This window comes from Pseudomonas fjordensis, assembly GCF_976987115.1.
Genome location: NZ_OZ336860.1, coordinates 3575243 through 3600858 on the forward strand (window position 1 = coordinate 3575243; position 25616 = coordinate 3600858).

General features: G+C 60.2%; 25 protein-coding genes. 8 read left to right on the plus strand and 17 right to left on the minus strand.

Annotated elements, in window-relative coordinates; translation table 11 throughout:
* Positions 1–79 precede the first annotated feature (79 nt).
* Positions 80–517, minus strand: coding sequence for a DUF3995 domain-containing protein (locus tag ACWHXD_RS15955; RefSeq protein ID WP_003191649.1), 438 nt, complete (start codon positions 515–517; stop codon positions 80–82).
* Between the two features lie 93 nt (positions 518–610).
* On the opposite strand from ACWHXD_RS15955, the gene ACWHXD_RS15960 reads away from it, so the two are divergent.
* Positions 611–1000 (plus strand): DUF2946 domain-containing protein, encoded by a 390-nt coding sequence (locus tag ACWHXD_RS15960; RefSeq protein WP_138761467.1) that lies wholly within the window; start codon positions 611–613, stop codon positions 998–1000.
* A 91-nt stretch (positions 1001–1091) separates the two neighbouring features.
* Entirely contained in the window at positions 1092–3218 is a 2127-nt protein-coding gene (locus ACWHXD_RS15965; RefSeq protein ID WP_138761468.1) for a TonB-dependent receptor, read from the plus strand.
* Between the two features lie 157 nt (positions 3219–3375).
* On the opposite strand, the gene ACWHXD_RS15970 is transcribed toward ACWHXD_RS15965, so the two are convergent.
* Together ACWHXD_RS15970 and ACWHXD_RS15975 are read right to left on the minus strand one after the other, a co-directional pair.
* Positions 3376–4383, minus strand: coding sequence for an ABC transporter substrate-binding protein (locus tag ACWHXD_RS15970; RefSeq protein WP_138761469.1), 1008 nt, complete (start codon positions 4381–4383; stop codon positions 3376–3378).
* Positions 4384–4514: 131 nt separating this feature from the next.
* The gene (locus ACWHXD_RS15975; RefSeq protein ID WP_192901621.1) at positions 4515–4964 is read right to left on the minus strand and encodes a hypothetical protein; all 450 of its coding nucleotides are present in this window, start codon (positions 4962–4964) and stop codon (positions 4515–4517) included.
* A 396-nt stretch (positions 4965–5360) separates the two neighbouring features.
* On the opposite strand from ACWHXD_RS15975, the gene ACWHXD_RS15980 reads away from it, so the two are divergent.
* From ACWHXD_RS15980 to ACWHXD_RS15990, 3 genes are all read left to right on the plus strand, one after another.
* Positions 5361–5636 carry a hypothetical protein gene (locus tag ACWHXD_RS15980; protein ID WP_080765570.1) on the plus strand — a complete coding sequence of 92 codons (276 nt, stop codon included), beginning with the start codon at positions 5361–5363 and terminating at the stop codon, positions 5634–5636.
* A gap of 110 nt (positions 5637–5746) precedes the next feature.
* Positions 5747–5977: a hypothetical protein gene (locus ACWHXD_RS15985; RefSeq protein ID WP_003191661.1), complete on the plus strand. Its 231-nt coding sequence runs from the start codon at positions 5747–5749 to the stop codon at positions 5975–5977.
* A gap of 68 nt (positions 5978–6045) precedes the next feature.
* A complete protein-coding gene (locus ACWHXD_RS15990; RefSeq protein WP_138761471.1) occupies positions 6046–6288 on the plus strand; it encodes a DUF2789 domain-containing protein in 243 nt (80 codons plus the stop codon).
* On the opposite strand, the gene ACWHXD_RS15995 is transcribed toward ACWHXD_RS15990, so the two are convergent.
* The 13 genes from ACWHXD_RS15995 to ACWHXD_RS16055 all read right to left on the minus strand — a co-directional run bounded on the left by ACWHXD_RS15995 (position 6289) and on the right by ACWHXD_RS16055 (position 20242).
* Positions 6289–6492, minus strand: coding sequence for a hypothetical protein (locus tag ACWHXD_RS15995; RefSeq protein ID WP_032897012.1), 204 nt, complete (start codon positions 6490–6492; stop codon positions 6289–6291).
* 159 nt (positions 6493–6651) lie between these two features.
* Positions 6652–7056, minus strand: a complete 405-nt coding sequence (locus ACWHXD_RS16000; RefSeq protein ID WP_003191666.1) for a TraR/DksA family transcriptional regulator — start codon at positions 7054–7056, stop codon at positions 6652–6654.
* 385 nt (positions 7057–7441) lie between these two features.
* Positions 7442–8464, minus strand: coding sequence for an ABC transporter permease (locus tag ACWHXD_RS16005; protein WP_003191668.1), 1023 nt, complete (start codon positions 8462–8464; stop codon positions 7442–7444).
* 26 nt (positions 8465–8490) lie between these two features.
* On the minus strand, positions 8491–10044 hold the full coding sequence (locus ACWHXD_RS16010) for a sugar ABC transporter ATP-binding protein (RefSeq protein WP_032897009.1): 1554 nt from the start codon (positions 10042–10044) through the stop codon (positions 8491–8493).
* Between the two features lie 64 nt (positions 10045–10108).
* Positions 10109–11044, minus strand: coding sequence for a sugar ABC transporter substrate-binding protein (locus ACWHXD_RS16015; RefSeq protein ID WP_003191671.1), 936 nt, complete (start codon positions 11042–11044; stop codon positions 10109–10111).
* A 49-nt stretch (positions 11045–11093) separates the two neighbouring features.
* Positions 11094–11270, minus strand: a complete 177-nt coding sequence (locus ACWHXD_RS16020; RefSeq protein WP_003191673.1) for a hypothetical protein — start codon at positions 11268–11270, stop codon at positions 11094–11096.
* A gap of 126 nt (positions 11271–11396) precedes the next feature.
* A complete protein-coding gene (locus ACWHXD_RS16025; protein ID WP_032897007.1) occupies positions 11397–12425 on the minus strand; it encodes a Gfo/Idh/MocA family protein in 1029 nt (342 codons plus the stop codon).
* 153 nt (positions 12426–12578) lie between these two features.
* The gene (iolG, locus tag ACWHXD_RS16030) at positions 12579–13589 is read right to left on the minus strand and encodes a bifunctional inositol 2-dehydrogenase/D-chiro-inositol 1-dehydrogenase (protein WP_069558264.1); all 1011 of its coding nucleotides are present in this window, start codon (positions 13587–13589) and stop codon (positions 12579–12581) included.
* A 19-nt stretch (positions 13590–13608) separates the two neighbouring features.
* On the minus strand, positions 13609–15540 hold the full coding sequence (iolD, locus tag ACWHXD_RS16035) for a 3D-(3,5/4)-trihydroxycyclohexane-1,2-dione acylhydrolase (decyclizing) (RefSeq protein ID WP_138761472.1): 1932 nt from the start codon (positions 15538–15540) through the stop codon (positions 13609–13611).
* 87 nt (positions 15541–15627) lie between these two features.
* Positions 15628–16449 (minus strand): TIM barrel protein, encoded by an 822-nt coding sequence (locus ACWHXD_RS16040; protein ID WP_138761473.1) that lies wholly within the window; start codon positions 16447–16449, stop codon positions 15628–15630.
* A 26-nt stretch (positions 16450–16475) separates the two neighbouring features.
* Positions 16476–17264 carry a 5-deoxy-glucuronate isomerase gene (iolB, locus tag ACWHXD_RS16045; RefSeq protein ID WP_032897000.1) on the minus strand — a complete coding sequence of 263 codons (789 nt, stop codon included), beginning with the start codon at positions 17262–17264 and terminating at the stop codon, positions 16476–16478.
* 3 nt (positions 17265–17267) lie between these two features.
* Positions 17268–18155: a myo-inosose-2 dehydratase gene (gene iolE, locus ACWHXD_RS16050; RefSeq protein ID WP_138761474.1), complete on the minus strand. Its 888-nt coding sequence runs from the start codon at positions 18153–18155 to the stop codon at positions 17268–17270.
* 149 nt (positions 18156–18304) lie between these two features.
* Positions 18305–20242, minus strand: a complete 1938-nt coding sequence (locus ACWHXD_RS16055) for a bifunctional 5-dehydro-2-deoxygluconokinase/5-dehydro-2-deoxyphosphogluconate aldolase (RefSeq protein WP_032896997.1) — start codon at positions 20240–20242, stop codon at positions 18305–18307.
* 284 nt (positions 20243–20526) lie between these two features.
* On the opposite strand from ACWHXD_RS16055, the gene ACWHXD_RS16060 reads away from it, so the two are divergent.
* On the plus strand, positions 20527–21435 hold the full coding sequence (locus tag ACWHXD_RS16060; RefSeq protein ID WP_003191682.1) for a MurR/RpiR family transcriptional regulator: 909 nt from the start codon (positions 20527–20529) through the stop codon (positions 21433–21435).
* 237 nt (positions 21436–21672) lie between these two features.
* On the opposite strand, the gene ACWHXD_RS16065 is transcribed toward ACWHXD_RS16060, so the two are convergent.
* A complete protein-coding gene (locus ACWHXD_RS16065) occupies positions 21673–22578 on the minus strand; it encodes a hypothetical protein (RefSeq protein ID WP_014718774.1) in 906 nt (301 codons plus the stop codon).
* An 872-nt stretch (positions 22579–23450) separates the two neighbouring features.
* Between ACWHXD_RS16065 and ACWHXD_RS16070 the strand changes: the two genes are divergently transcribed.
* Both ACWHXD_RS16070 and ACWHXD_RS16075 read left to right on the plus strand, forming a co-directional pair.
* Positions 23451–24134, plus strand: a complete 684-nt coding sequence (locus tag ACWHXD_RS16070) for a response regulator transcription factor (protein ID WP_003191687.1) — start codon at positions 23451–23453, stop codon at positions 24132–24134.
* Positions 24112–25503 carry a sensor histidine kinase gene (locus ACWHXD_RS16075; RefSeq protein ID WP_138761476.1) on the plus strand — a complete coding sequence of 464 codons (1392 nt, stop codon included), beginning with the start codon at positions 24112–24114 and terminating at the stop codon, positions 25501–25503. The genes ACWHXD_RS16070 and ACWHXD_RS16075 overlap by 23 nt, the downstream gene beginning before the upstream one ends.
* The last annotated feature ends 113 nt before the right edge of the window (positions 25504–25616 follow it).

Sequence of the window (25616 nt, forward strand, 5' to 3'; positions counted from 1 at the left end):
AAGCGCCGCGCTTATTCAGGAAGAACGCGTCATCGTTGACGTTTTTCGCGAGCGAGTTCGCTCCTACAGAGGAGCTCCATCAGGTCCAGGCGACCACCAGCAAGCCTGCGCCCAACACCAGGCACAACGGCGAGTAAAAATACGTATCCAGGCGAGCAAACTTCGACCCGCCGACCTTCTTGAAAAACCCCACCAGCTCCGAATCCCCGATCGCCCGGGCAAACATCAGCACGGCAATCGCACTGATGCCCCACTGCAACGCCCCATGGGACACCGGCGAGAAATACAGCCCGGCGCGAAGGCACACCAGCAGGGCAATCGCCACCAGCCCCATCGCTACCAGGAAAGTGCCCAGCGCCGATGGTTTGAACGCCGGCCTGGGCCCGCTGGCAAACTCTCCGGGCAGTTGCGGGATAGCGGCCAGGCTGCCGAGCTTGCCACCCGCAGCCCAATACAAATGCACCATGCTGATGAAGGTAAAGACCCCGACGATCCACCGCGCAATCACAAAGCTCATGGTCGGCGCTCCACAAAAATGTGCGAATGAGGATAGTCGCCCTGAGATTTTTTGCAGGCATTTCGTCGGTCGCTGATGATAAAGTGCCGCCCCATGAAACTTGCCCGTGCCGACCGCTCGCTTATTGCCTGGATGCTCTACTGCTGCGTCCTGTTCAATGTGTTCGCCTGCAGCATTGGGCATGGGCAGATGGTGGGGATGCAGCTCAACGGCATCAGCGGCCAGTTCTGCACGGTCGACCCACGCACCCAGGCGCCGCTGCCCAGCAACTCGACGGACGAGAACCTGCCCACGCTGTCGAAGGCGTTTGGTTGCCCGCTGTGTTCTACCGGCGGCATGGGCCCGGCGCTCAACTCCCACCTGAATGTGGCGGTGCTGCCGCAACCCCACGCGCCGCCTGCTGCGGTGGTGCTTGCCGCTGACATTCCTGCCCGCTTCAGCTGGCCTGCGGCTAATCCGCGCGCGCCACCTGCCTTCGCCTGATCCCTGCGCTTTCTGATCTGCATTGCCCCGTTGCCGTAAGGAGTACGGGTGGCTGTGCGTTGTTTTCGAGCCAAGTTTTCAGGATTCAACCATGAAACATTTACCCCTGTTGGCGGGCCTGTTCGGCTGCCTGCCTGTTTGCGCCTCGGCCCTTGAGCTGGCGCCGACCACCATTGATGGCGAGCAAAGTGCCGAGCCAGGCCTGGCCCTGGACCAATCCAGCGGCATGGCCTCGCGCCTGGGCCTGAGCGTGCGGGAAACCCCGGCGTCAGTGGCCATCGCCAACAGCAACGATATCGAGCGCCACGGCGCCAAGACCTTCCGCGATGCGGCCAATACCCTGCCCGGCGTCAACGCCAGCGCGCCGCCCGGGTTTGGCGGGTTTGTCTCGTACCGAGGGTTTACCAGCAGCCAGATCACCCAGATGTTCAACGGCATCAATGTCGCCACCGGCCTGGCGCGGCCGGTGGATGCGTGGATCTACGACCGCGTCGAACTGGTGGGTGGCCCCTCCTCCTTGATCAACGGCGCAGGCTCCGTGGGTGGCTCGCTGAACTACGTGACCAAGCTGGCGACCCGCGAGGAACAGGCCGTCGAAGGCCAACTGAACTATGGCAGCTACGACACCGCTGGCATGGCGTTCGGCCTCAACCATGCGCTGACCGAACCCGGCGCCGAGGTGCAGCATTACGCCCGCCTGGATGTGAGCCGCAACACCAACCACAGCTACATCGACCGCGACCAGCGCGATGCCTGGAGCGTGGCGTTTTCCCTGCTCAGCGACCTCACCCCCAATCTGTCCCACATCCTGGCCCTGGAATATCAGGACGAACATGAAGACAGCCCGTACTGGGGCACGCCTGTGCTCAACCCCAAGGCCGGTGAGCTGAAGATCGACAAGCACAACCGCTTCAATAACTACAACGTCGCCGACGGGCGTTATGAGCAACGCACGATCTGGGCACGTTCAATCATCGACTACCGGATCAACGACAGCACCACGCTGAAAAACACGCTTTACCACCTCGACAGCCAGCGCGACTACCGCAACCTGGAGACTTACCAGTACAACGCCGACAACAGCGCGGTGAACCGCTCGACGGCCTATCAGGTGCGGCATCAGGGCGAGCAGAACGGCAACCAGTTCGAACTGCGCCATGACACCAGCGTGTTCGGCCTTGCCACCACCTGGTCCGGCGGTTTTGAGTACAAGGTCAACAGCACCACCAACAGTCCCTTGAACGTGCCGGGCAAAAGTAGCGTGGACCCGAACCACTACGACCCAGGGCACTTCTATGATATTCCCGGTACCCAGCCAGGTTTCGTCAAGGACAAAACCAACCAGGTGACCACCAAGGCACTGTTTGTGGAGAACCGCCTGGGGCTGACGGACAAGCTCTCGCTGCTGACCGGGCTACGTTATGACGCTATCGACCTGGACGTGACTAACCATCGCACGATCACCGCCACCAACCCGCGGCACTTCAAGCGCAGTTGGGAGCCGGTAACGGGTCGGGTGGGCCTGACCTATCAGTTCATCCCGTCTGCCAATGTCTATGTGCAATACAGCACCGCCGTCGAACAGCCCAATACCACGACCCAAGTGTTCGACGTGTCCACCGGCAAGCAATGGGAAATCGGCAGCAAGTTCGATTACCTGGAAGGTCGGGGCTCCGCTACGGTCGCGGCCTACAAGATCGAACGCAAGGACTTTGCCGTCACCGACCCGCTGGACCCGACCAACAGCATCCCGGTGGGCGCGCAGTCGTCCAAGGGCATCGAACTGGCCAGCTCGTTGCGCGTCACGCCGAGGCTATTGGCCGAAGGCAACTTCGCCTGGGTAGACGCGCAGTATGATGAGTTCAACGAAAAAACCGCCAGCGGCGCCGTAGTGTCACGCAAGGGCAATACGCCAACCAACGTGCCCAAGCGCGTGGGCAACCTGTGGCTGACCTACGACTTTGCCGAGGACTGGCAAGGTGGCGTGGATGCGCGCTACGTCGCCCAGGTGTATGCAGACAATGCCAACACCCAGACCGTGCCAGCGTATACGCTGTTCGGCACGTTCCTGCGCTATAAGCTGGATGCGAACACCTCGGTCACCGGGCGCGTGCGTAACCTGACCAACGAGGTGTATGCCGAGTTTGCCCATGTGTCGCCGGCGTATTATCTGGGGTCACCGAGGACCTTTGAGCTGGCTGTACAAACCAAGTTCTAACGCTGCAACGACCGTTGACTTGAAATGCAATTGAATGTGGGAGCTGGCTTGCCTGCGATGACTGAGTGTCAGACAACCTATTTTTAGGCTGACCCACCGCTATCGCAGGCAAGCCAGCTCCCACATTTTGATCTTCACTGCATACAAAGACCGTCGCTTACTTGAGGCTCGCCTCGACCTTCTGCGCCACATCGTCCGTCAACCAGGCCTTCCACACCTGTGGATGTTCCTTGAGAAACGCCTGGGCCACTTCCCTAGGAGGCGTGTGACGCTCGCTCATCGCCGCCAAGGCTTTATTGAGCGGCTCGATGGGAAACTCGACCTTCTCGAAGAACTCGGCAATTTGTGGATGTTCCTGCTGGAACGGCGTCGATACGCCAATGCTCAACTTGGACGCCAACGAGCGTGTCGGCTTAGGGTTCGGGTTGTCGGCATCGGTCAGGGTCTTCCACGCGTCTGCATCAAATGGCGGCTCTTGCAGCTGGATCAATTTGTAGCGCCCCATCAATGGGGTCGGCGACCAGTAGTAGAACAGCACGGGCTTGCCCCGGCGAATCGACGAAGCAATCTCCGCATCCAGCGCCGCGCCCGACCCGCTGCGGAAGTTCACGTAGCTGTCGTCCAGGCCATAAGCCTTGAGCTTCTGTTTGTTGACCACTTCGGAGGTCCAGCCGATGGGGCTGTTGAGAAAGCGCCCCTTGCCTGGGGATTCAGGGTCTTTGAACACGTCCTTGTAACGCGCCAAGTCCTGTACGCTTTTCAAATCCGGTGCCAGGGGCTTGAGTCCTTTAGAGGGGTCACCCTTGACCACGTATTCCGGCACCCACCACCCTTCGGTGGCGCCTTTGACGATATCGCCCAGGCCCGCCACCTTGCCTTCGGCTTCAGCCTTGACCCACACCGGGCTGCGGCCGGCCCACTCCTCGCCAATCACCTGGATATCATTCTTGGCCAGGGCGGTTTCCAGGGTGATGGTGGTGCCCGGCAAGGTGTCGGTGGGCAGGTCATAACCCTTCTCGACGATAAAACGCAGGACCTCTGTGATCAGGCTGCCGCTTTCCCAGTTCAGGTCGGCAAAATGCACCGGTGCCTGGGCAGCCGATACCGGCAATGACAGACTCAGGGTTGTCAGGCCCGCCGCCAACAGTGACTTCAATCCTTTCATGCCTTTGCACCTCGCGTTTTCGCAGTCATGGCGAACGGCTTTGCTGCGAATGCGCGAAGCCTCTGAATAGTTAAGTCAACTCAACTGTAGTAGAGGTTCCAATAGACAAAGAGGCACAACGTGTTCAGTACCTACTCGCTGGCCTTGAAGGTCACCAGCTCGCCCTTGCGCCATTTGGCGGCTTTGCCCGTCACGGCCTTCAGGGTTTTGGTCAACCCTTCCTGCAATTGCTCATGGGCGGCGAATACCAGCATTACGCTGTGGCCTTCCTTGAACACAATGCCCTGGCCTTCGTTCGATGACACAAAGGCATAGTCGCCGAGGCCGTACACGGTCAACTTGATATCGCGAAACCTCAATTCGAACTTGCCACCCTCGCGGCTGGGCAACACCGACGCGCGAAAATGGTCGCCCACTTTGAGTTCCAGACGTGGCTTGTCATCCACGACCAGCGCCGCTTCGGTATCGATCTCGGCGATATAAATACCTTCCGGCGTCTGTTCAGTGATGTAGACAAACCGAGATTGAAACTGCTTGACCAACTTAGCGCGCAAATCACCCAGCACGAATAACGCGTGCATATCCAGATTACTGACTGCCAAGGAAACGCCCCCACATCAAAAAAGCGCTGGCCGCCGAAGCGAGCAGCACAAAAAATCGCCGTTACGACACGATCACAGAGTCATTAAAAAACTGAAGAGAACGCGTAAGGCTAGTACAGACATCTGCGGCGGACCTCATGCAAGGTCATCCGGTGGTACAGCAAATCACAGGTTCAACGACCCGAGAATACGGGGCGACCAACTTCAGAGAATAACCCGATTAAAAATGCAGTTTTCCGACATTCCACACAAAAAAATACGCAAGGCATGGAACCAGTCGCGAACTGCCGACGACAATACTAAAACAGCAACAGGGGTCAAAACCACCGCAAATGCTAACCACAGGCCAATAAGATCGATCGACAGGAGCTGAGCATGCAACGACGTCAACACGACGCTACGTCTTTCCACACTCGTTCATCATGTCCAGACGAACGCCAATACTACTGCTTGCTTAACCTTGACGGGTACTCCAATTCAGTGCTGTACCAAGTTGTACCGGCAGGAAAGAATTTTTTTCATATTCTTGAAGTGCCCAGCGGCAGGATCAAGGGTTTTCGCAGCGATCACAACAAGGCCTGTGAACTGGCCAAGACTCTGGAAGCAAAGCTGCACGCTCGTTGCGGTCGGGTCGTTTCGTCACCTGGCTGACTTTACTGCGCCACCGCCCCTCAACAACTGCCATACTGGCCCGTCCATTGAAGTTTGCCCCCTGCGGGTCAGGTTTCATCAACGCAGTTACCTTGAAGGGAAAGCTATACGTGACGGAATTTGATATTGGCGAATTTATTATCCACGGTGATGCGAGGGAAGTAGACGGCGAGTTTCAAGCGGTCATCATCATGCGAGCCAAACCGCCGCTGAACAAGGTCACCGCGCACCAGGTGGAAAAAGACCGCTGGTTCAAAACCGCCGACGCAGCTGCCGTGGCAGGCAAAGAAGCGGCCCAGGCGCTGAAAGCCGCCGTGGATTGCGGCGCGCTCAATTCCTGACAATCCGATAGAACTCTGGCGTCCCCTACCCCTCACATGCATGACGATAAGCCCGCATGGAGAACGTTATGGACACCACCACCCCAACCCTTGAAACCCTGTTCGAACAACTGGGCCTGGATTCCAGCCAGGAAGCTATCGAGCGTTTCACCGCTGAACATCGCCTGCCCGACGATGTAAAACTCATCGACGCGCCGTTCTGGAGCGAACAGCAGGCGAACTTCCTCAGGGAGCAATTGCACGTCGACGCAGAATGGGCGCCCGCCGTGGATGACCTCAATGCACTGCTGCATGAGCCTCCCCGCATGTGATCAATGCAGGCTGTCTGACGCTTCACTGCGCAACAGCGCTTGCCAGGCAGCCTGGCATTCCTGCGCCTCATCCCGGCTGGCGAATGCCGTACCGCGCTGCTCACCGTTGAGCAACACCACCCAGCAGGCTCGCTGGCCCATGGCACGCAGAGTTTCGGGTACGCCACTGCCGATCATCACGGCCACATCGACTTTGTTTTGCATGGAGCTTCTCCGCAGCATTAGTTAGCTGGCTAACAATGTTGGCCATGCTACGGTTTTATTCCAGTTGGAAAAAGCTATCTTCGGAATAGCTTCATTGCATAAACAGCAACAATGTAGAGACCGGGGCGGCCAGCTCGAGAGCCGCCCCCATTCACCGCATCAGGCTTGACGCTGGTGCTTGTCGATCTGCTCGTGGCGCTCTTGCGCTTCGATGCAGTACTTGGTGGTGGGGCTGATCAGCAGGCGCTTGAGGCCGATAGGCTCGCCGCTGTCGTCACACCAGCCGAAGGAATCTTCCTTGATACGCTCCAGGGCGCGCTCAAGTTGCGGCAGCATGCGCTGGTCGCGGTCAATGGCATTCACCAACCAGGTGCGCTCTTCTTCCACGGAAGCCGCGTCAGCCGGGTCGGCCGGGGTGTCCAGGCTTTCAATGGCGATACGGTTCTGCTCAATGCGCTCGTGGTGTTCCACTTTCATGTCTTGCAGCAACTTCTCGAAAAAAGCGTGCTGTTCGGCATTCATGTAGTCATCCGCCGGCATGGCCAGCAACTTTTCCTTTGTCATTGATTTCTCTATAAAAAATACGTGCATTAAGGCGAATAAGGGAGCGTTCCGCAAGGCCTGTGCAGGTCTCGGAAGGGCGCCGTCCATTTCAAGCGCCACCCGGCACTCAATTTACGAGGGGCGGCAGTCTAAGGCCGACTTGAGGGCGCAGCAACTGAAAAGACAGGCATTTTTTCCCGATCAACCCCCAAAAGCACCAGGACGGGCTTGGCGAATGGTCATCGGAGTGCGTTTATAGCAAGAAATTCAGTGTAGTGGAGCTATATAGAAGACAAACGGTTGTAGGAGCGAGCTTGCTCGCGAAGCATTCAAGGACACCGCGTTCAATCAGATAGCCCGCGTTATCTTTGCAGCTTTCGCGAGCAAGCTCGCTCCTACAGGGTATTCAGCGCTTGAGCTTGCGCTTATTGCGGTATTGGTCGATCACCACCGCCACCACGATGATCAGGCCCTTGATGATGTCCTGGATATACGCGTCCACCCCGACAAAGGTAAACCCGCTGGCCATCACCCCGAGGATCAGCGCGCCGATCACCGTACCGGTGATGCGCCCTACGCCACCAGCCAGGCTGGTACCGCCGATCACTGCGGCGGCAATCGCATCCAGTTCGTAGGACATGCCCATGCCGGCCTGCCCCGTTGCAGCACGCGCCGAGGCCACCACGCCGGCCAGGCCCGCCAGAAGACCGGCGATGCTATAGACAATGATCAAGTGGCGCTTGACGTTGATCCCCGAGGTACGCGCCGCCTGCATGTTACCGCCGATGGCATAGGTGTACTTGCCATACTTGGTGTAACGCAGGGCGATGTGGAAGATCACCGCCACCACCAGGAAGATAATCACCGGCATGGCGCCATGGCCGATTGCTGTGTAGGAGTCCGAGAGCATGCTCACCGGCTGGCCTTCGGTGTAGTAGCGCGCCAGGCCACGGGCCGAAACCATCATGCCCAGGGTCGCGATAAACGGCGGGATGCCGGTGACCGCGATAATGCTGCCGTTGATCGCCCCCGCTAAAAGTCCCACGCCCAAGCCCATCGCCACCGGGATCCACACCGGCAAGTCGGTGAGGGACGGAAACACCGCCCGGGAAAAGTCAGAGGTCTGCGCCAGGCTGGCGGCGATCATTGCTGACAAGGCCAGTACCGAGCCGGACGATAAGTCGATACCCGTGGTGATGATCACCTGGGTCACACCGATGGCCAAAAGGCCAATGATCGACACCTGCAGGATCATCAGTACCAGGCGCTGGGAGTTCATCAGAAAGCTCTGGTCGCGCACGATCCAGCCAAACAGTTCAAACACCAGGCCGATACCGATCAGCACCAGGAAGATACTCAGCTCGGTGGGCATGCGTCGACGGTTCTTGACCGGTGCGGTTGCCGGCTTGTTGTCTGTTATTGCGTTCATAACCCATCACCTTCTTATTCTGTAGATCAGTGGACTGCGGTCATCCCGGAAGCCAACTGCATGACTTTTTCCTGGGTCGCCTCGGCGCGATCCAGGGTGCCCATCAGCTCACCTTCGTGCATCACCATCACCCGGTCGCTCATGCCGAGCACTTCGGGCAGTTCGGAAGAAATCATGATCACCGCCATGCCTTCGCTGGCGAGGAAGGCGATCAAGCGATAGATCTCGGCCTTGGCGCCCACGTCGATGCCACGCGTTGGTTCATCCAGGATCAGCAAGCGGGGGTTGGTCATCAACCAACGCGCCAGCAAGGCCTTTTGCTGGTTGCCGCCGGACAAGGTGTCGATGCATTGCTCCAGCGAAGGGGTTTTCACCCGCAGTTTCTTGCACATGTCTTCACACAGGGCACGCAAGGCTTTCTGCTGGATAAAACCGTTGCCCGAATAGTGCGGCAACACCGCCATCTCCATGTTCTCCAGCACCGACAGGCACGGGAACAGGCCGCTGAGCTTGCGGTCCTCGGTCAACAGCGCAAAGCCTTTCTCGATGGCCATATGCGGGTCGGTAATGCGCACCGCCTTGCCGTCCAGGGTGATTTGCCCGCTGGAGCTTGGGGTGATGCCAAAAATGGTTTCCGCCACGTTGGTGCGCCCGGAGCCCATCAGCCCGGCGATACCGAGGATCTCCCCGGCGTGCAGGTCGAACGATACGTCCTTGAATACGCCGTCCAGGCTCAGGTCGCGCACCGACAGCAGCAGGTCACCAATCGGCGTCTCGCGCACCGGGAACAACTGGCTCAGCTCACGCCCGACCATCATCGAGATCAGGCTGTCGCTGTTCATGCTGTCGGCCCGTTGCAAACCGATGTATTGGCCGTCGCGGAACACCGCCACTTCATCGGCGATGGCGAACACTTCGTTCATCTTGTGGGTGATATAGACGATGCCTTTGCCCTGGGACTTGAGGTCGGCAATGATCGAAAACAGGTGGGCCACTTCCTTGTCGGTAATGGCCGAGGTGGGTTCATCCATGATCAGGATGTCGGAGTCATAGGACACCGCCTTGGCAATCTCGACCATCTGCCGTTCGGCAATGCTCAGGTTGCCGACCTGTTCTTCCGGGTCGAGGTTGATGCGCAGGCGCGCCAGCAACTCGGCAGTGCAGCGGTGCATTTCGCGGTGGTTGACCATGTGCAGGCTGTTGAGCTGTTCGCGGCCGATCCAGATGTTCTCGGCGATGCTCATGTGGGGCATCAGGTTGAGTTCCTGGTGGATCATCGCGATCCCGGCCTTTTGCGCGGCCAGCGGCGTTTCAAAGGTGATCGGCTTGCCACGCAGGCGAATCTCGCCGGCGTCGGGCTGGTAGATGCCGGCGATGATCTTCATCAGCGTCGACTTGCCCGCACCGTTCTCGCCCATCAACGCCAGCACGGTGCCGGGGCGCACCCGCAGTTGAACATCGTCCAGGGCCACGACACCGGGAAAGCCTTTGCTGATGTTGAGGATTTCCAGCAGGTAGGGTTCGTCCAGCGCCAGCGCCGGGTGGGCGGCGGGCTGAGACGTGGCGGCTTGAGCAAGCATAGGGAGGTACTCCATCTGCAGGGCGGCCGTGACCGCCCTGCCAGCTTTTGTTGTTATGTCGGGGCTACTTGAAGTCTTTGACGTTGTCCGGGGTGATCAACTGGAACGGGATCACCACGTTCTGCTCGACCGGCTCGTTCTTGGCCATCTTGCGCGCCGCTTCCACCGAACCCACCGCCTGGCCCTTGGCGTCCTGGAAGGCCGACACGGTCATGTCGCCCTTGGTGATCGCGTTCAAGCCATCGGGCGTGCCGTCGACACCGGCAATCAACACGCTGCCTTTTTCCTTGCCGGCCGATCTCAGGGCCATGGACGCACCGATCGCCATCTCATCGTTGTTGGCCAGCACCGCATTGAACTCCCGGCCCTGGGTCAGCCAGTCGTTGACCAGGGTCATGCCTCGGTCACGCAACCAAATGCCGGTTTGCTCCTGCTCGATCTTGATGTCCGGGTACTTGGCCAGCACTTCCTTCACGCCCTTGGTGCGGTTGGTGGTGGAGTTGTTCGCCAGGTCGCCCAACAGGATCACGACCTTGCCCTTGCCGCCGAGCTTTTCCGCGATGTATTGCATTTGCAGGCGGCCGGCCTCGACGTCATCGGAGGTCACGGCTACCACGTCCTTGGGCAGGTCTTTCTGGTCTGGGCGACGGTTGACGAACACCAGCGGAATACCTGCCTTGGTGGCGGCACTGATGATGTTCTTGGTCGACGCAGTATCGACCGGGTTAACGATAATCGCGTCGACCTTCTGGCTGATGAAGTTCTCGACCTGGCTCAACTGCTTGACCACATCGGCGCGGGCATCTTCGAACTGCAGTTGCACGCCATCGCCTTTTGGATAGGACTTGGCTTGCTTGTCCATGTCCTCGCGCAGGTAGGTGAGGAAGGTGTCATCGAACGCGGACATCGTCACGCCCACCTTGAGGTCGGCGGCGCCGGCAACGCCACTGGCCAGCAGCATGGACAGGGCCAGGGCGGTAAAACGGATCGGGGTCTTCATGAACGGTCTGTCTCCACTTTCTTGTTGGTTTTGTTCGACGTAGCGTTGATCAGGACTCGGCGGTCAGTCGCACCACCGGCGCGCCAGGAATGCAGCACACCAGCGCGCCCTGGTTTTCGACGCACAACACATTCAGGAAGGAGAAGTAGAATGGCCGGGCGCGGGGCAGTCCGCGTGGCGCTTGGAGGGGGCGTAAAACTCGCAGTACAGCGTTGAAGATTTTCATCTGACGGTACCTGGTTGTTTTTGATCTTGTTTTTGTTGAGTCGCCCGTTGGTTCCGGGACGTACTTTATGCAACCTGGAAAAGACTGTATTAGAAAATAATTTCCATATCAACCTGTTTTAGAATTTTATTCTATTTTTGTCGAAACCACCTGCTGGCGCTCAGCGCTCAGGCGCGCGGCGTCTAATATACGGGTGGTTTCCAGGGCATCATAGGCGTTGACCGGCAGCGTCCCCTGCCCCATCACGGCGGCTTGCAACTGGCGGTAGAACTGAGTCCAGCAGCCTTTCTCCGACGGCACCCGCTCACGCTCCGGCCCTTGTTCAAACCAGCCCCAGCGTCGGTGTTCCTCAGCGCCCCAGTGTTCGCCTTCGGTTTTCGGCGACTTGCCGGCCAGCAGCGCTTCTTCCTGGCCGTCCAGGCCGTCGACGGTGTAGCAACCCAGGCTGCCACTGACGCGAAAGCGCGGCGCCTGGCTGTTCTGCAACGCGTTACCCCACAGGTGCGAAATCACGCCGTTGGCATGGGTGAGGGAGACAAAGAAGCCATGGTCCACGGTGGGATGTTCAGGGGTGTAGTGCAATTGGGCGAACACCCGGTCCACCGGGCCAAACAGTTGCAACGCCTGGTCTACCAGATGGCTGCCCAGGTCGCGCAGCCACCCGCCACCGCTGGCATTGCCGACGGCCTGCGGGCTGTAGCGCTCCACGCGGGATTCAAAGCGGGTAATGGTGCCCAGGGCGCCGGCGTCGATCAGTTTGCGCAGGGTCAGGTAATCCGAATCCCAGCGCCGATTCTGGTAGACGCTGAGCAGCGAGCCCTGGCGCTCGGCAGCGGTAATCAGGGCCTGGGCTTGTTCGGCGTTGGCGGCAAAGGGTTTATCGCTGACCACCGCCACCCCGTGCTCGATGGCTTCCAGCACCAGGGCCGGGCGTCCTTTCAAGGTAGTGGAAATCACTAGGGCATCGACGCCGGCTTCGACGATCTGGCCGATGGAGTCGAAGGCTTTGACACCGGGAAGATCAGTACTCAATTGCTGGCGACGTTCGGGTGAACGCGTCACCACACCGACAAAGGTGGCGCCAGGCAGGGTGGCGATCAGCGGCGCATGAAAAAAGCGTCCACCGTGGCCGTAGCCCACTAGTCCGATTCGCATGCTTAACTCCTTATATGAAGTGCAATCCATTCCTAATGTGGGAGCGGGCTTGCTCGCGAATGCGGTGTATCAGCTAAAGCATTTGTATCTGATAGACCGCATTCGCGAGCAAGCCCGCTCCCACACAGATTGCATTCCAATGTTGGATAGTGGTTAGCCGTAGAAGCGCGGGCGATCCGGCAGGCTGACTTTCACAATCTGCCCACTGCCCTGGGCTTCAATGCACGCATCCGCCGCCACCGCCGCCGCAAACCCATCCCACGCCGACGGCCCGCCGACTTGCCCGGCCAGCACGCTGTCGATAAACGCCTGCAACTCCACGTCATAGGCACCGATAAACCGATCCTTCCAATCCATCAGGATTGCGTTGGACAGCTTCGCCTCGCTGCGCAGTTGCACCTGGGACGGCTCCGGCAACTTGGCGATGCCGCTCTCCCCCACCACTTCACACTGGATGTCGTAGCCGTATTGGCAGTTCACAAACACTTCCACGTCGATACGCGTGCCTTTGGCGGTTTCCAGCAGCACGATCTGCGGGTCACGCAGGTGCGCCAGCGCCTTGCTGGTCTTGCGTGGGAACACCACCTGCACGGATACGTAGTCGTCGTTGAGCAGCCAACGCAGCACGTCCAGCTCATGGATCAGGGTGTCGGTGATCGCCATGCCGGTGTTGTAGTTCTCGCCCACCGTGGGGTTGCGGTGCGCGCAGTGCAGCATCAACGGCTCGCCAATCTGGCCGCTGTCGATCACCGCCTTGAGGGCGCGGTAGCCTTGGTCGTACGGGCGCATGAAACCCACTTGAACCAGGCGTTTGCCGTGGGCCACTTCGGCCTCGACAATGTTGCGGCAGCCCTCGGCCGTCACCGCCAGGGGTTTCTCACAGAACACCGGTTTGCCGGCGGCAATCGCGGCCAGCACAAATTCTTCATGGCTCGGCCCCCAGGACGTCACCAGTACCGCTTCGACCTCTGGCGCGTTGATCAGCGCATGGCCGTCCGGGTACACCTCGGCGTCGAGCTTCAAGTCGGCAACGACTTGGGCGGCTTGCTCAAGGTTGATATCGGTGACGGCCACCACCTGGCTGTTGAGCAAGGCCTGGCTGCAACGACGAATATGGTCCCGGCCGATGGCGCCCGTACCGATCACTCCAAGCTTCAAAGACATGCAAACACTCCTCTTGTTGTTAGTACTGCCGGGCCTTGGCCAGGTGTTCATTGAGTTTTTTTGCCGCTGCATTCGTGCGTTCACTGGTGGACACTTGCGCCACCCCCACCCGCCACCACGACAGGTAGCCGTGGACCATGGTCTTGGGCAGCACCTTGATATCGATGAGCGTGGAGACGGTTTGCGTGCGGGCATCGGCCAGCGCCGCTTCCAGCTGTTCCAGCGTGCTGACCTTGTAGGTCTTGCAGCCATAGGCCGCCGCACTCATGGCGAAGTCCACCGGCACCAGGCCACCGTCGAGCTTGCCGCTTTCGGGGTTGCGGTAGCGGAACTCGGTGCCGAAGCTGTCCATGCCATTGCCGATCTGCAGGTTGTTGATGCAACCGAACGCCATGTTGTCCAGCAGCACCACGTTGATCTTGCGCCGCTCCTGAATCGAGGTGGCCAGCTCCGAGTGCAGCATCATGTAGGAGCCATCGCCAACCAGGGCGTACACCTCCTTGCTTGGCTCCGCCAGCTTCACGCCCAGGGCGGCGTTGATCTCGTAGCCCATGCATGAATAGCCATACTCGACGTGATAGGTGTTGACGCCCTTGCTGCGCCAGGCACGCTGCAAATCGCCGGGCAGGCTGCCGGCGGCGGCCACGATAATTGCGTCATCGGCCAGGCGCGCATTGAGCACGCCGAGCACCGCGCTTTGGGTCAGGCACGAACCGGTCAGCTCGATGAATTCGCGCAGGACGGCACGGTCCAGGTGGTCGTCGACTTCGGGGACGAACTCATCACCCAGGTATTGCACCTGATGCACGCGGTCGACTTCGGCATCGAGTTGCGCCTTGGCGTCGGCGATCTGCTCGCCCCAGCCCGAACGATAATCGCCCAGGGCAGTGGCCAGTGCTTCAAGGGCCACTTTTGCATCGGCCAGCACTTGCACACCGTCCAGTTTCAAGGCGTCGGCTGGGCTGATATTGAGGTTGAGAAACTTCACTTCGGGGTGCTTGAACAGCGATTTTGATGAGGTGGTGAAGTCGGTATAACGGGTGCCGATGCCAATAATCAGGTCGGCCTCGGGAGCCAGCAAGTTGGCCGCCAGGCAGCCGGTTTCGCCGATGCCGCCGACGTTCAGCGCATGGCTGGACACCACGGCGCTCTTGCCTGCCTGGGTTTCGGCGAAGGGAATATCGAAACGCTCGGCAAAAGCTTGCAATGCTGCGTTGGCGCCAGAGTATTTGACCCCGCCGCCGCAGATGATCAGGGGCTTGCGCTTGCCGCCAAACGCCGCCAGCGCGTCGCCGATCATGGCGCTGGTGGCCGGGCGTCGGTCGATGCGGTGCACGCGTTTTTGCAGGAAGTAGTCGGGGTAGTCCCAGGCTTCGGCTTGTACATCCTGGGGCAAGGCCAGTGTTACCGCGCCGGTTTCGGCCGGATCGGTCAACACGCGCATGGCGTGTATCGCCGCGGTCATCAGTTGCTCGGGGCGGTTGATGCGGTCCCAGTACTTGCTCACGGAACGGAAGGCGTCGTTGGTGCTGATGCTCAGGTCGTGGAACTGCTCGATCTGCTGCAACACCGGGTCGGGCTGACGGCTGGCGTAGACATCGCCGGGCAGCAACAGCAAGGGGATGCGGTTGGCAGTGGCAGTCGCTGCGGCGGTGAGCATATTGGCCGCGCCCGGCCCGACCGAGGCCGTGCACGCATAGATCTTGCGGCGAAGGTGTTGCTTGGCAAACCCGATGGCGGCATGGGCCATGCCTTGCTCATTGCGGCCCTGATGCACCACCAGGTCGCCGCTGTCCTGCTCCAGGGCCTGGCCAAGGCCCAACACATTGCCATGCCCGAAAATAGTGAATACCCCGGCGACAAACTTGCTCTGTACGCCGTCGACTTCGATGTATTGGTTGTCCAGGAACTTCACCAAGGCCTGGGCCATGGTCAATCTTGTTGTGGTCATCACTTGCACCTTGTGTGAATGCAATTGGAATGTTCAACACCAATCCACTGTGGGAGCAGGCAAGCCAGCTCCCACATTTTGATCGCGTTATGGCAAGGGCTTTTGCAAATACGCCATGCTGCTGCCCAACGCCTGCTGGATATCCGCCAACCCATGCACGCTTTCGGCAAACGGCTCGAACGACAAATAGCCGCTGTAGCCGGTGCTCAGCAAGGTCTCGATCTGCGCCGCATTGCCGAGGATATCGTCCTCGCCCACCAACACGCGGTGGCCGTCGCGGATCGAGTCGAGCGGCGCCTCGCGGTCTTCCACGCCCGAGATATGCACCAGGCCGGTCAGTTCCGGGAAGAACTCATGCTCGCCGGCCAGGTGATGGTGGAAGGTGTCGTGTACCACCCGGAATACATCCAGGCCACCGATGGCCTTGATGGCGTCCACTGCCACGCGCTTGCGGCGCAGAGCGGATACCGTAAAGCCCAGGGGCTCGATGAAACCGAGAATCCCGTACTCGCGCAGGATCAACGCCAGCTCGCTCAACGCCGTGCGCAAACCGGCGGCGCGCTGCGCGTCGTTGCGCGTATCGCCAGGCTGATTGAACGGGCACATCACCAAGCCTTCGGCTCCGCACTCACGGGCGTAGGTGGCCAGTTCGATTGCCTGGGCACGGCGCTCGTCGTTCCACACATCAAAGGGGTACAGCGCGTTGATCGACAGCACCTTGATGCCCTGCGCTGCGCACAACTCGCGCACGCGGCTGGCGGGTGTGCCGTATTCGATTTCGCGGTTCTTGAGGTCGTTGCGGATCTCAATGGCCTCGCAGTTGAGGGCCGCCGCCAACTGGATGAAATCCGGCAAGGACAGGTTGGGGGCGACCATGCGGTTAAGGGCAAAGCGTAGCGGCGACTTCATTGTTTTTGTTCTCCGTCCAACACCGGTTATAGGTCCAGCAGCCAGCTGTGCTGCGGGTCGTTATGGAAATGCCAGGCGCGCTTGGGGCCGGCCATCACGTTCAGGTAATAAGACTCGTAGCCGTACGGCACGCTGACCGGGTGATAGCCCTTGGGCACCACCACCAGGTCGCTGTTTTCCACGGCCATGGCCTGGTCGATGCTGCGATCGTCGGTGTACACGCGCTGGAATACAAAGCCCTGGGGCGGGTTGATCTGGTGGTAGTAGGTCTCTTCCAGGAAGCTCTGGTGCGGCAGGTCGTCGGTGTCGTGCTTGTGCGGCGGGTAGCTGGAGGAATGCCCCGACGGCGTGCGCACTTCCACCACCAGCAGCGAATGGGCCGGCTCGCTGTCGGGCAGGATGTCGCACACGTAGCGGGTGTTGGCGCCTTTGCCGCGCACACTGCGTTTGCACTGTTCCGGGCGGATCAGGCGCGGGGCAAAACCCGTAGCACCCGGCGCTGCGCAGACGGCAATCTGCACATCGCTCAGGGCCGTGACCCGGGCGTCAGTGCCCGGCGGCAAATAGGCGGCGAACGGTGACTTGTCTTCGAACACCGACTGGCGATCACCCAGGTTCTGCCAATTGAAGCCTTCGCCTTCAATATTCACCCGACCGCTGAGCAGCACCAGGCACAGCTCCTGATCCCCCGCACTGACCGGCAGGGTTTCGCCCAGGCTCAAACGGTAGGCGGCAAAGCCTACGTACTCCAGGCGCCCCGCTTCCAGCGCCACCATGGTTTGCCCGCGTTTGCTGCTTTTGACCAACAAGCTCATCACTCAAGTCCTCTGGTTGAGAAGCGCACGCAGGGTGTCGTAACCCTTCTTCGCGTAGATATAGCTGGGCGCCACGGCCGGGTCCTGCTCGGCTTCCACCACCAGCCAGCCCTTGTAGTTGGCCGCGATCAACACATCCAGCAACGGTGCGAAGTCGATATCTCCATCGCCGGGCACGGTAAAGGTGCCGTTGACGATGCAGTCCGGGAAGCTCCACATCTGGTTGCGCGCCAGTTGCACCACGGGTTTGCGTACGTCCTTGAAATGCACATGGCAGACGCGGTCGATATGCTTGCGCAGCACCTCGATGGGTTCACCGCCGCCCATGTAGCAGTGGCCCGAATCGAACAGCAGGCCGACTTCCGGGCCCGTGCGTTTCATCAACTGGTCGATGTCGTCGGGGGATTCGACGTAGGCGCCCATATGGTGGTGGTACGCCAGACGCACGCCCTGGGACAAGGTGAAGCGCGCCAGTTCGGTGAGTTTGTCGGCGTAATCCTGCCAGGCCTGCTCACTGTGAAAACGCGGGCGCTCGATCAGGCGGATGCGCGAGCCCTGGATCGAGTCGGCCACTTCGCCGTATACGAGCACCGAGGCGCCGTTGTGTTTGAGCAGTTCGACATGGCCGGCAATGGCCTCGATTTCTTCAGCCACCGAACGGCGCGCCAGGCGGCTAGAGTACCAACCGGACACCAGCGCCAGGTCATAGGGGCGCAACACGTCAGCGACGCCCTGGGCATCCTTGGGGAACTTGCCGTTGAGTTCAAAACCTTCGTAGCCGATGTCCTTGCCTTCGCTCAGGGCCGTGCTCAGCGGGGTCTCACCGCCGAGGGCCGGGAGGTCGTCGTTGCTCCAGGAGATCGGGTTGATGCCAATTCGGATTGCGGGCATGGCTGCACCTTTATTATTCAAGTCGCTTCTCAACTGTAGGAGCGAGCTTGCTCGCGAAAAACGCAAGGGCAGCGCGTTTCGCCAGAATGCCCGTGTAATCGTTAACGATCTTCGCGAGCAAGCTCGCTCCTACAGGTATCGGTCATGCATCAGGTTCGGGCGTTGAGCCAGGCGTTGATGAGCTGTTCGAAGGTCTGCTGCACCTGCTGGATCAGCGTTTCGTCATCAATCTCCCCCGCCATCCACGCCCGGCTCGGCTCGTGGAAGATCGTGCGGCCCACGGCAAACCCACGGCAGGTGCTGCTCTGGCTGGCTTGCTTGAAGCCATCGGCCAGAAACTCAGGCGAAGCATTCAGGCCCAGCAACACCACGCCACGGCAGTAGGGGTCGCGTTCCTGGATCAGTTCGTCGAGCTTTTTCCAGTCTGCGGCCGACTGGGTTTCGATCTTCCACCAGGCCGGGTAGATGCCCAGGTTGTAAAGGCGCTTGAGGCTGCGATAGAGCACGTCCGGGTAAGTGGACGGGTGATCCTTGGGCGGGATGACTTCCAGCAGCAGTTCGTGGCCACTGACCAGCGACGCCTCGTACACCGCCTTGAGTTGCGCTTCCTGTTCCAGGCGCAGCATCGGCTCGTCATCGGGGTGAAATTGCACCAGGCACTTGATGATCTGTTCCTGAGGCCAGGCAATCAGGTTGCTGCCAATCGAGCGCCCGTGCTCGAACGCCAGGGGCCGCGAGTTCTGCACTTCCACCGGGCGAGCGATCCACCAGCCGCGACCGCTGGCGGCGTTGAGTGCATCCTGGCCAAAGCGTTGGTCGGCGAGCAGGCCCACATCGGCCTCGACGCCCTGCTCGCTGAGTTTGCGCTCCACGCGTTCGATGGCCTGAATAAACAACTGCTTGATGTCGCTGATACGCTCAGGGGCCTGGCCGCCTTTTTGCGCCAGTTCCACCAATTGCCAACGGTGGTCGAAGGCAAACACGAACAGTTGCTTCCAGGCCTTGCGCGGCACCGTGACACGGTGCAGGCGTTGCAGGGTCACGTCCTGGTCCGGCCGGGTGATGGGCACCGGGCTGTTGAACAGGTAATCGAGTTCGGCGGGTGTCGGCATCGCTGGCGCACAAGCGTGGCGTGACACCACCAGGCCGCCACAGGCATTGGCCAACTGGCTGCAACGCTCATCGCTGGCGTCATTGATCCAGCCGCTGAGAAAGCCCGACATAAAGGCATCACCGGCGCCCAGCACGTTGAGCACTTCAACGCGCACACCGGGGTAGATCGCCCCGTCTTCCAGGCGCGCGGGAATCGCGCCGTGGATCACCGTGCAGCCCTGGGGGCCGAGCTTGACCACCAGGGTGGCTGGGGTCAGTTCACGCACAGTGCGCAGGGCCGTGAGCAGGTCTTCACTGCCTCCGGCGATGAGGAATTCTTCTTCGGTGCCGACGATCAGGTCGAAACGCGGCAGGATCTTCTGCACATGCTGGCTGACATTCTGGTCGGCGACAAAACGGGTTTCGCCATCAGCCTTGCCCGCCAGGCCCCACAATACGGGGCGATAATCGATGTCGAGCACGCGCTTGACGTTGTGCTTGGCCGCGTAATCCAAGGCCTGGAGGCTGGCTTTGTACACGCCGTCGGTGGAGAAATGCGTGCCGGTGATCAACAGCGCCTTGCTGGAGGCAATAAAGGTTTCGCTGATGTCTTCGGCGCGCAGGGCCATGTCGGCGCAGTTTTCGCGGTAGAACACCAGGGGGAAGGTTTCGCGGTCCTTGAGGCCCAGCAGGACCAGGGCGGTGAGGCGCTCCGGGTCGACCTTGATGCCGCTGACATCGCAGCCTTCGCGGGCCAGGGACTCCACCAGGAAACGGCCCATATGGTCATCGCCCACCCGGCTCAGCATTGCCGACTTGAGCCCAAGCCTGGCCGTGCCGAAAGCGATATTGGCGGAGGAACCGCCGAGGTACTTGGCGAAGCTGGACACATCCTCAAGCCGCGCACCGACTTGCTGCGCATAGAGATCGACGCCCAGGCGCCCGAGGCAAATCAGATCCAATTGACGCCCACTGGCAAAACGAGTCTGGCCCATGCTGGCTCCTGTTATTTTTATCAGCCTGCGTTGTGCCGCCGTGGCGACGGCAAACGCTCTTGGTGGGAGCAGACTAGAACGTCCGGAGGCAGCAATCAATATTTATTCCATAATTATTTTATGTGGAATATTTTTTCCAATACTTCAGGATAGAGGCACGCCAGCGCCCGTGCATCGTTTCAGCAGGCCACGCGGGCCGTGATGCCGGGGTATTTTTTTGCGCCTACCCTGTAGACTTGCGCCACCTATCAGCGCATCAGACGAACACGCCAGAAGGATTGCCCATGTCCCGCACCGATCCCGAGACCACCCTGGAAGAAACAGTCGCCAGCCCTCCGGTCAATGCCGAACGCCTGTTGCAGCTGATCACCGACGAATACGAGAGCCTGCCGCGCCAGCTCAAGCGCATCGCCAGCTACATGAGCCAGCAGAGCGACCGGATCATGGTCGACCGCATCAGCGACATCGCCCGCGAGTGCGAAGTGCACCCCTCGGCCATCGTGCGGTTTTCCCAGCGTTTCGGCTTCAGTGGGTTCAGTGAGATGCAGGCGCTGTTTCGCGAGGCGTATACCCACAAGACCACGCCGGTACAGAACTACCAGCAGCGCATCCGCAGCATGATCGCCAACAAATCGCAGAAGGCCAGCGGCGGCGACCTGGCGCGCGAGTGCGTCAACGCTACCCTCTCGGGCATCGAACGCCTGGGGCTTGAGCTGGACGATGCGGCTTTCGAGAAAGCCGTGGACCTGGTGGTCAATGCCGACAACATCTACGTGGTCGGCGTGCGCCGCTCTTTTGCGGTGGCCGACTACCTGGTCTACAACCTGCAGCACACCAACAAGCGCATCCATTTGATCTCGGGGCTAGGTGGCAGTTATCGCGAGCAGATGCGCAGCGTGCGCGCCAATGACCTGGTGATCGCCATCAGCTTCACGCCCTACGGCAAAGAGACCCAGCACTGCTTGCGCATCGCGCAGCATCACCAGGCCAAGACCCTGATCATCACCGACAGCAACCTGTCGCCCCTGGCCAAGCGGGCGAACGCGGTGCTGTTGGTCAATGAAGGCTCTTCGTTTGCTTTCCGCTCGTTGAGCGCCACCCTGTGCCTGTGCCAGGCGTTGTTCATTGCGGTGGCGTATCGGTTGGAATTGAAGGTGGATGAAATCCATGAGCAGGTAGGATTCGACGACTGATAAGGCTTGCCCTATCTGCCCTCTGTAGGAGCGAGCTTGCTCGCGAAAAACCACAACGATAACGCGTACTCCCTGAGGGAACGTGGCGCCTGTGAGTTTTTCGCGAGCAAGCTCGCTCCTACAAGGGGGAGCGAGCCAGGAGTGGGTTTAGTGCATGAAAATCGCGATCAGGATGATCACCGGAATCGGCACGCCGAGGAACCACAGCAGTAATGAGCGCATCATGTTCTCCTTGATTTAACGAACGTAGTTTTCGGTTTCGACGTACACCACGGCATCCCGGCGGCGACCGCCGAAGGTGGCGGCGAAGCTGGCGAAGAACGCCCCGATGAGCAGCGCTACAAAGGTCCACAGCGAGGTGTAGGCCGCCACTTTCGCCGCGGTCTCAGCGGCCTGCTTGGCTTTGAGCTTGGCGTCTTCAACGGCTTTGCGCGCATCGCCATACACCTTGTCGATACGGGCTTCGGCATCGGCCTGGCTCAGGTTGGTACGCTGGCTGATCAGTTGAGCTAGGTAGGCGCGATCTTCCGCTGCCAGTTGGCCATCGTTGCTCAATGTACGCGTCAGGATGCGACCGACCACGGCATGCGCCGCATCATCGCTGACCGCCGCAGGGCGATCATCGCGGAACAGGCTGTCGACGTAATAACCGAAGTCACCGCTGTCGGCACCCTTGGCCGCACTGCCCGCCGCCTGAGTGAGGCCGCTGGCCGCGCCCGAAGCCACACTCGCACCCGCTTTCACGCCGCCGCTGACCACACTGCTGACCGAACCGACCACCAGCATCGCCGTGATCAATGTGGCCACTGCCCACGCCAGGAAACCATGGGCGGTATCGCGAAAGTACACCTCGTCGCCGTGCATATTGGCCCACTTCACCCGCAACCGTCCGGCGATGTAACCGCCCAGGCCAGAAGCGACGATCTGGGTGAACGCCAGCCAGACAATCGTGGAAATGCCAAGGCCCTTGGCGCTGATACCGCTGTCCGCCCACGGCGACACCGCCGAAAAGCCCAGGCCGAAACCCAGCAACACCAGGATCAATGACAAGGCGGCCGCCGCAGCGGCCCCGGCAAAAATCGCCCCCCAGGAAACCCCGGAGAGCGTGCTTGACTCTTGCAGCGTGGATGAGGATGTGATCATTGTTGTTTTGCTCCAGGCACGAAAAATGATGTTACAAGTCTCAAAACGGACAGTGCAGGCAGCGTGCCAGTCGCCGATAAAATTAAATTCCTTTGATTTCAATTACTTATTTAAATTGAACTTAGCCACATCATGCAGGTTGCAATAAACGATGCTATCAGGCGGGCGTAATGCACTCCCCTGTGGGCTGGCTTGCCTACGATATCCATAGGTCTCTACACAACTTTGTAGCCTGTAGCAGCCACCGGTAACCACGATGCGAAGCGAGCCGCTCTTGCTCTTGATCTGCTTTTGATCTCAGGCGCCCCGTCAAACCACGCTGGCCGGAATTCGACAGGGATTTGGGGGGTAAACCGGCAGGGATGCCGGTTTAGCCGCCCCGCGCCATGGATGGCGCGTGGCGGCGGCCCCCCAAATCACTGGCGGATTACGGGCACACCGAGCCTAAGCGAGGTGCCGAGTGGTGGGGCAAGAGCGCTTTGCTTACTTTCGCGCTTTTCGAAAGTGAGCCGCCGTCAGGGCGGAACCCTAGGTGGCCGTTACCTAAATAACGGATATGTACCCGGTCCAACTGTGTTGACTGCCAGGCCGCCTTCGCGAGCAAGCCCGCTCCCACAGTTTGATTGTGGGGTGTCAGGTAGAGAAGTGTCGGCTGGTAGGCCGTCATCGCAGGCAAGCCAGCTCCCACAGTTGGATTGTGGGGTGTCAGGTAGAGAAGTGTCGGCTGGTAGGCCGCCATCGCAGGCAAGCCAGCTCCCACAGTGTTCGATGTAGTGTCAGTTTCAGGAAGATGAAGTTTTATTTAGGAAACATTCAGCAACTTCTTGGCAAAATGTCGCCACTTCTAGTGTGAACGCTCATCAGGTAATCCTATGACCCGCATTTTGACCATCGAGGATGACGCCGTAACGGCCCGCGAGATTGTCGCCGAGCTGAGTAGCCATGGACTGGACGTAGATTGGGTGGACAACGGCCGCGAGGGCCTGGTCCGCGCCGTGAGTGGTGATTACGACCTGATCACCCTCGACCGCATGCTGCCCGAACTCGATGGCCTGGCCATCGTCACCACGTTGCGCACCATTGGGGTGTCTACGCCGATCCTGATGATCAGCGCCCTCTCCGATGTCGACGAACGCGTGCGCGGCCTGCGTGCGGGCGGCGATGACTATCTGACCAAGCCGTTCGCCTCGGATGAAATGGCCGCCCGTGTCGAAGTGCTGCTGCGGCGTAAAAGCACGGTCCAGGAGTTCGAAACCGCCCTGCGCGTGGCCGACCTGGAACTGAACCTGATCAGCCGCGAAGCCAGCCGTGCCGACCAGCCGCTGACCCTGCTGCCCACCGAATACAAATTGCTTGAATTCCTGATGCGCAACACCGGGCAGATCCTGTCGCGGATGATGATTTTCGAGGAAGTCTGGGGCTATCACTTCGACCCCGGCACCAACCTGATCGACGTGCACATTGGCCGTCTGCGCAAAAAAATCGACCCACCGGGCCTCACGCCGCTGATCCGCACGGTACGAGGCTCGGGTTATGTCATTGCTGAACCCCTCTAAAGGCTGGCGCTCTTCCAGCAGCCGCTTGCTGGCGCTGTACAGTTCGTTGTTCGTGGCCTGGAGCTGCATCCTCATGGGGGTGCTGTACTACGAGGTGTCGGGCTACCTCAGCGATTTGTCGCGCCATTCCCTGCTGCAACGCCAGCATCTGTTCCAGCGTTTTGACGGCGAAGAGCTGGTGGAGGCGCTCACCACCAGCATGACCTTCGACATGAAGGGCGTGGACGCCTATGGCCTGTTCGATGAGCAATTTCGCCCTTTGAGCGGGCCGATCCGCGCCGTACCACCCGATTTGCCGCTGGACGGCAAAATCCACGCCCTGACCAACTGCGTGCAATCCGATGACCCCAAACTGCCCAAGGACAGTTGCGACGCGGTGGCCACCCACACCGAAGACGGCCGCTGGCTGGTGTTGGTGCGCGCCAACGGCTCGTTGTTCGGGGTCACGCGGATCATCTGGCACGCCCTGCTGTGGGCGCTCTCTTTGACCATCATCCCCGGCGCTGCCGGCTGGCACCTGCTGCGCCGTCGCCCGTTGCGACGCATTCGCGGGATCCAGGCCAGCGCCGAGGCCATTGTCGCCGGCGACCTCACGCACCGCCTGCCGCTGTCCGACCGACGCGACGAGCTAGACATGCTCGCCGCCATCGTCAATGCCATGCTCGACCGCATCGAAAAACTGATGAACGAGGTCAAGGGCGTGTGCGACAACATCGCCCACGACCTGCGCACCCCGCTCACCCGCTTGCGCGCCCAGCTGTACCGCATCAAACAACAAGCCGAAGAAGACTCGGCCCACGCGGTAAAACTCGATGACGCCATCGCCGAAACCGACACGCTGATGGCGCGCTTTCGCGGGCTGCTGCGCATCTCGGAACTGGAAGACCACCAGCGCCGCTCGGGCTTCCTGATGCTAGACCCGCTGCCGTTGCTGCGCGAGTTGCATGACTTCTATCTGCCCCTGGCCGAAGAAGGCGAACTGGAGTTGGTGTTGCAGGCGCCTGACTCACTGCCATGGATTACCGGTGACCGTGCGCTGCTATTCGAAGCCCTGGCCAACCTGCTGAGCAATTCGATCAAGTTCACCCCGCCCAAGGGCAAGGTGATTCTGCGGGCGGTCAATGACCTGGGCAGCACGCGCATCGAAGTGCTCGACTCCGGGCCAGGCATTCCAGCCGCCGAGCGCGCGTCGGTGTTCCAGCGTTTCTATCGGGTCGATGAGAGTGATCAGCAAGGCGGGTTTGGTTTGGGACTGTCGATTGTGGCGGCGATCATCAACTTGCATGGCTTCAAGCTGGAGGTCGGCACCAGTGAGCTGGGCGGCGCCCGCTTGGTGCTCGAATGCCGCCAGCAACTGATGCCCGAATAGACTCCTGACGCAATGTAGGAGCGAGCTTGCTCGCGAAAAACTCACGGGCGCCGCGTTTATTCAGCAAGCGCGCGTTATCGTTGGCGTTTTTCGCGAGCAAGCTCGCTCCTACG

Bases quoted from the DNA above. Each gene is read 5' to 3' on its own strand.
- ACWHXD_RS15955 (WP_003191649.1), bottom strand. From the start codon at position 517: ATGAGCTTTGTGATTGCGCGGTGGATCGTCGGGGTCTTTACCTTCATC.
- ACWHXD_RS15960 (WP_138761467.1), top strand. From the start codon at position 611: ATGAAACTTGCCCGTGCCGACCGCTCGCTTATTGCCTGGATGCTCTAC.
- ACWHXD_RS15965 (WP_138761468.1), top strand. From the start codon at position 1,092: ATGAAACATTTACCCCTGTTGGCGGGCCTGTTCGGCTGCCTGCCTGTT.
- ACWHXD_RS15970 (WP_138761469.1), bottom strand. From the start codon at position 4,383: ATGAAAGGATTGAAGTCACTGTTGGCGGCGGGCCTGACAACCCTGAGT.
- ACWHXD_RS15975 (WP_192901621.1), bottom strand. From the start codon at position 4,964: ATGCACGCGTTATTCGTGCTGGGTGATTTGCGCGCTAAGTTGGTCAAG.
- ACWHXD_RS15980 (WP_080765570.1), top strand. From the start codon at position 5,361: ATGCAACGACGTCAACACGACGCTACGTCTTTCCACACTCGTTCATCA.
- ACWHXD_RS15990 (WP_138761471.1), top strand. From the start codon at position 6,046: ATGGACACCACCACCCCAACCCTTGAAACCCTGTTCGAACAACTGGGC.
- ACWHXD_RS15995 (WP_032897012.1), bottom strand. From the start codon at position 6,492: ATGCAAAACAAAGTCGATGTGGCCGTGATGATCGGCAGTGGCGTACCC.
- ACWHXD_RS16000 (WP_003191666.1), bottom strand. From the start codon at position 7,056: ATGACAAAGGAAAAGTTGCTGGCCATGCCGGCGGATGACTACATGAAT.
- ACWHXD_RS16005 (WP_003191668.1), bottom strand. From the start codon at position 8,464: ATGAACGCAATAACAGACAACAAGCCGGCAACCGCACCGGTCAAGAAC.
- ACWHXD_RS16010 (WP_032897009.1), bottom strand. From the start codon at position 10,044: ATGCTTGCTCAAGCCGCCACGTCTCAGCCCGCCGCCCACCCGGCGCTG.
- ACWHXD_RS16015 (WP_003191671.1), bottom strand. From the start codon at position 11,044: ATGAAGACCCCGATCCGTTTTACCGCCCTGGCCCTGTCCATGCTGCTG.
- ACWHXD_RS16020 (WP_003191673.1), bottom strand. From the start codon at position 11,270: ATGAAAATCTTCAACGCTGTACTGCGAGTTTTACGCCCCCTCCAAGCG.
- ACWHXD_RS16025 (WP_032897007.1), bottom strand. From the start codon at position 12,425: ATGCGAATCGGACTAGTGGGCTACGGCCACGGTGGACGCTTTTTTCAT.
- iolG (WP_069558264.1), bottom strand. From the start codon at position 13,589: ATGTCTTTGAAGCTTGGAGTGATCGGTACGGGCGCCATCGGCCGGGAC.
- iolD (WP_138761472.1), bottom strand. From the start codon at position 15,540: ATGACCACAACAAGATTGACCATGGCCCAGGCCTTGGTGAAGTTCCTG.
- ACWHXD_RS16040 (WP_138761473.1), bottom strand. From the start codon at position 16,449: ATGAAGTCGCCGCTACGCTTTGCCCTTAACCGCATGGTCGCCCCCAAC.
- iolB (WP_032897000.1), bottom strand. From the start codon at position 17,264: ATGAGCTTGTTGGTCAAAAGCAGCAAACGCGGGCAAACCATGGTGGCG.
- iolE (WP_138761474.1), bottom strand. From the start codon at position 18,155: ATGCCCGCAATCCGAATTGGCATCAACCCGATCTCCTGGAGCAACGAC.
- ACWHXD_RS16055 (WP_032896997.1), bottom strand. From the start codon at position 20,242: ATGGGCCAGACTCGTTTTGCCAGTGGGCGTCAATTGGATCTGATTTGC.
- ACWHXD_RS16060 (WP_003191682.1), top strand. From the start codon at position 20,527: ATGTCCCGCACCGATCCCGAGACCACCCTGGAAGAAACAGTCGCCAGC.
- ACWHXD_RS16065 (WP_014718774.1), bottom strand. From the start codon at position 22,578: ATGATCACATCCTCATCCACGCTGCAAGAGTCAAGCACGCTCTCCGGG.
- ACWHXD_RS16070 (WP_003191687.1), top strand. From the start codon at position 23,451: ATGACCCGCATTTTGACCATCGAGGATGACGCCGTAACGGCCCGCGAG.
- ACWHXD_RS16075 (WP_138761476.1), top strand. From the start codon at position 24,112: ATGTCATTGCTGAACCCCTCTAAAGGCTGGCGCTCTTCCAGCAGCCGC.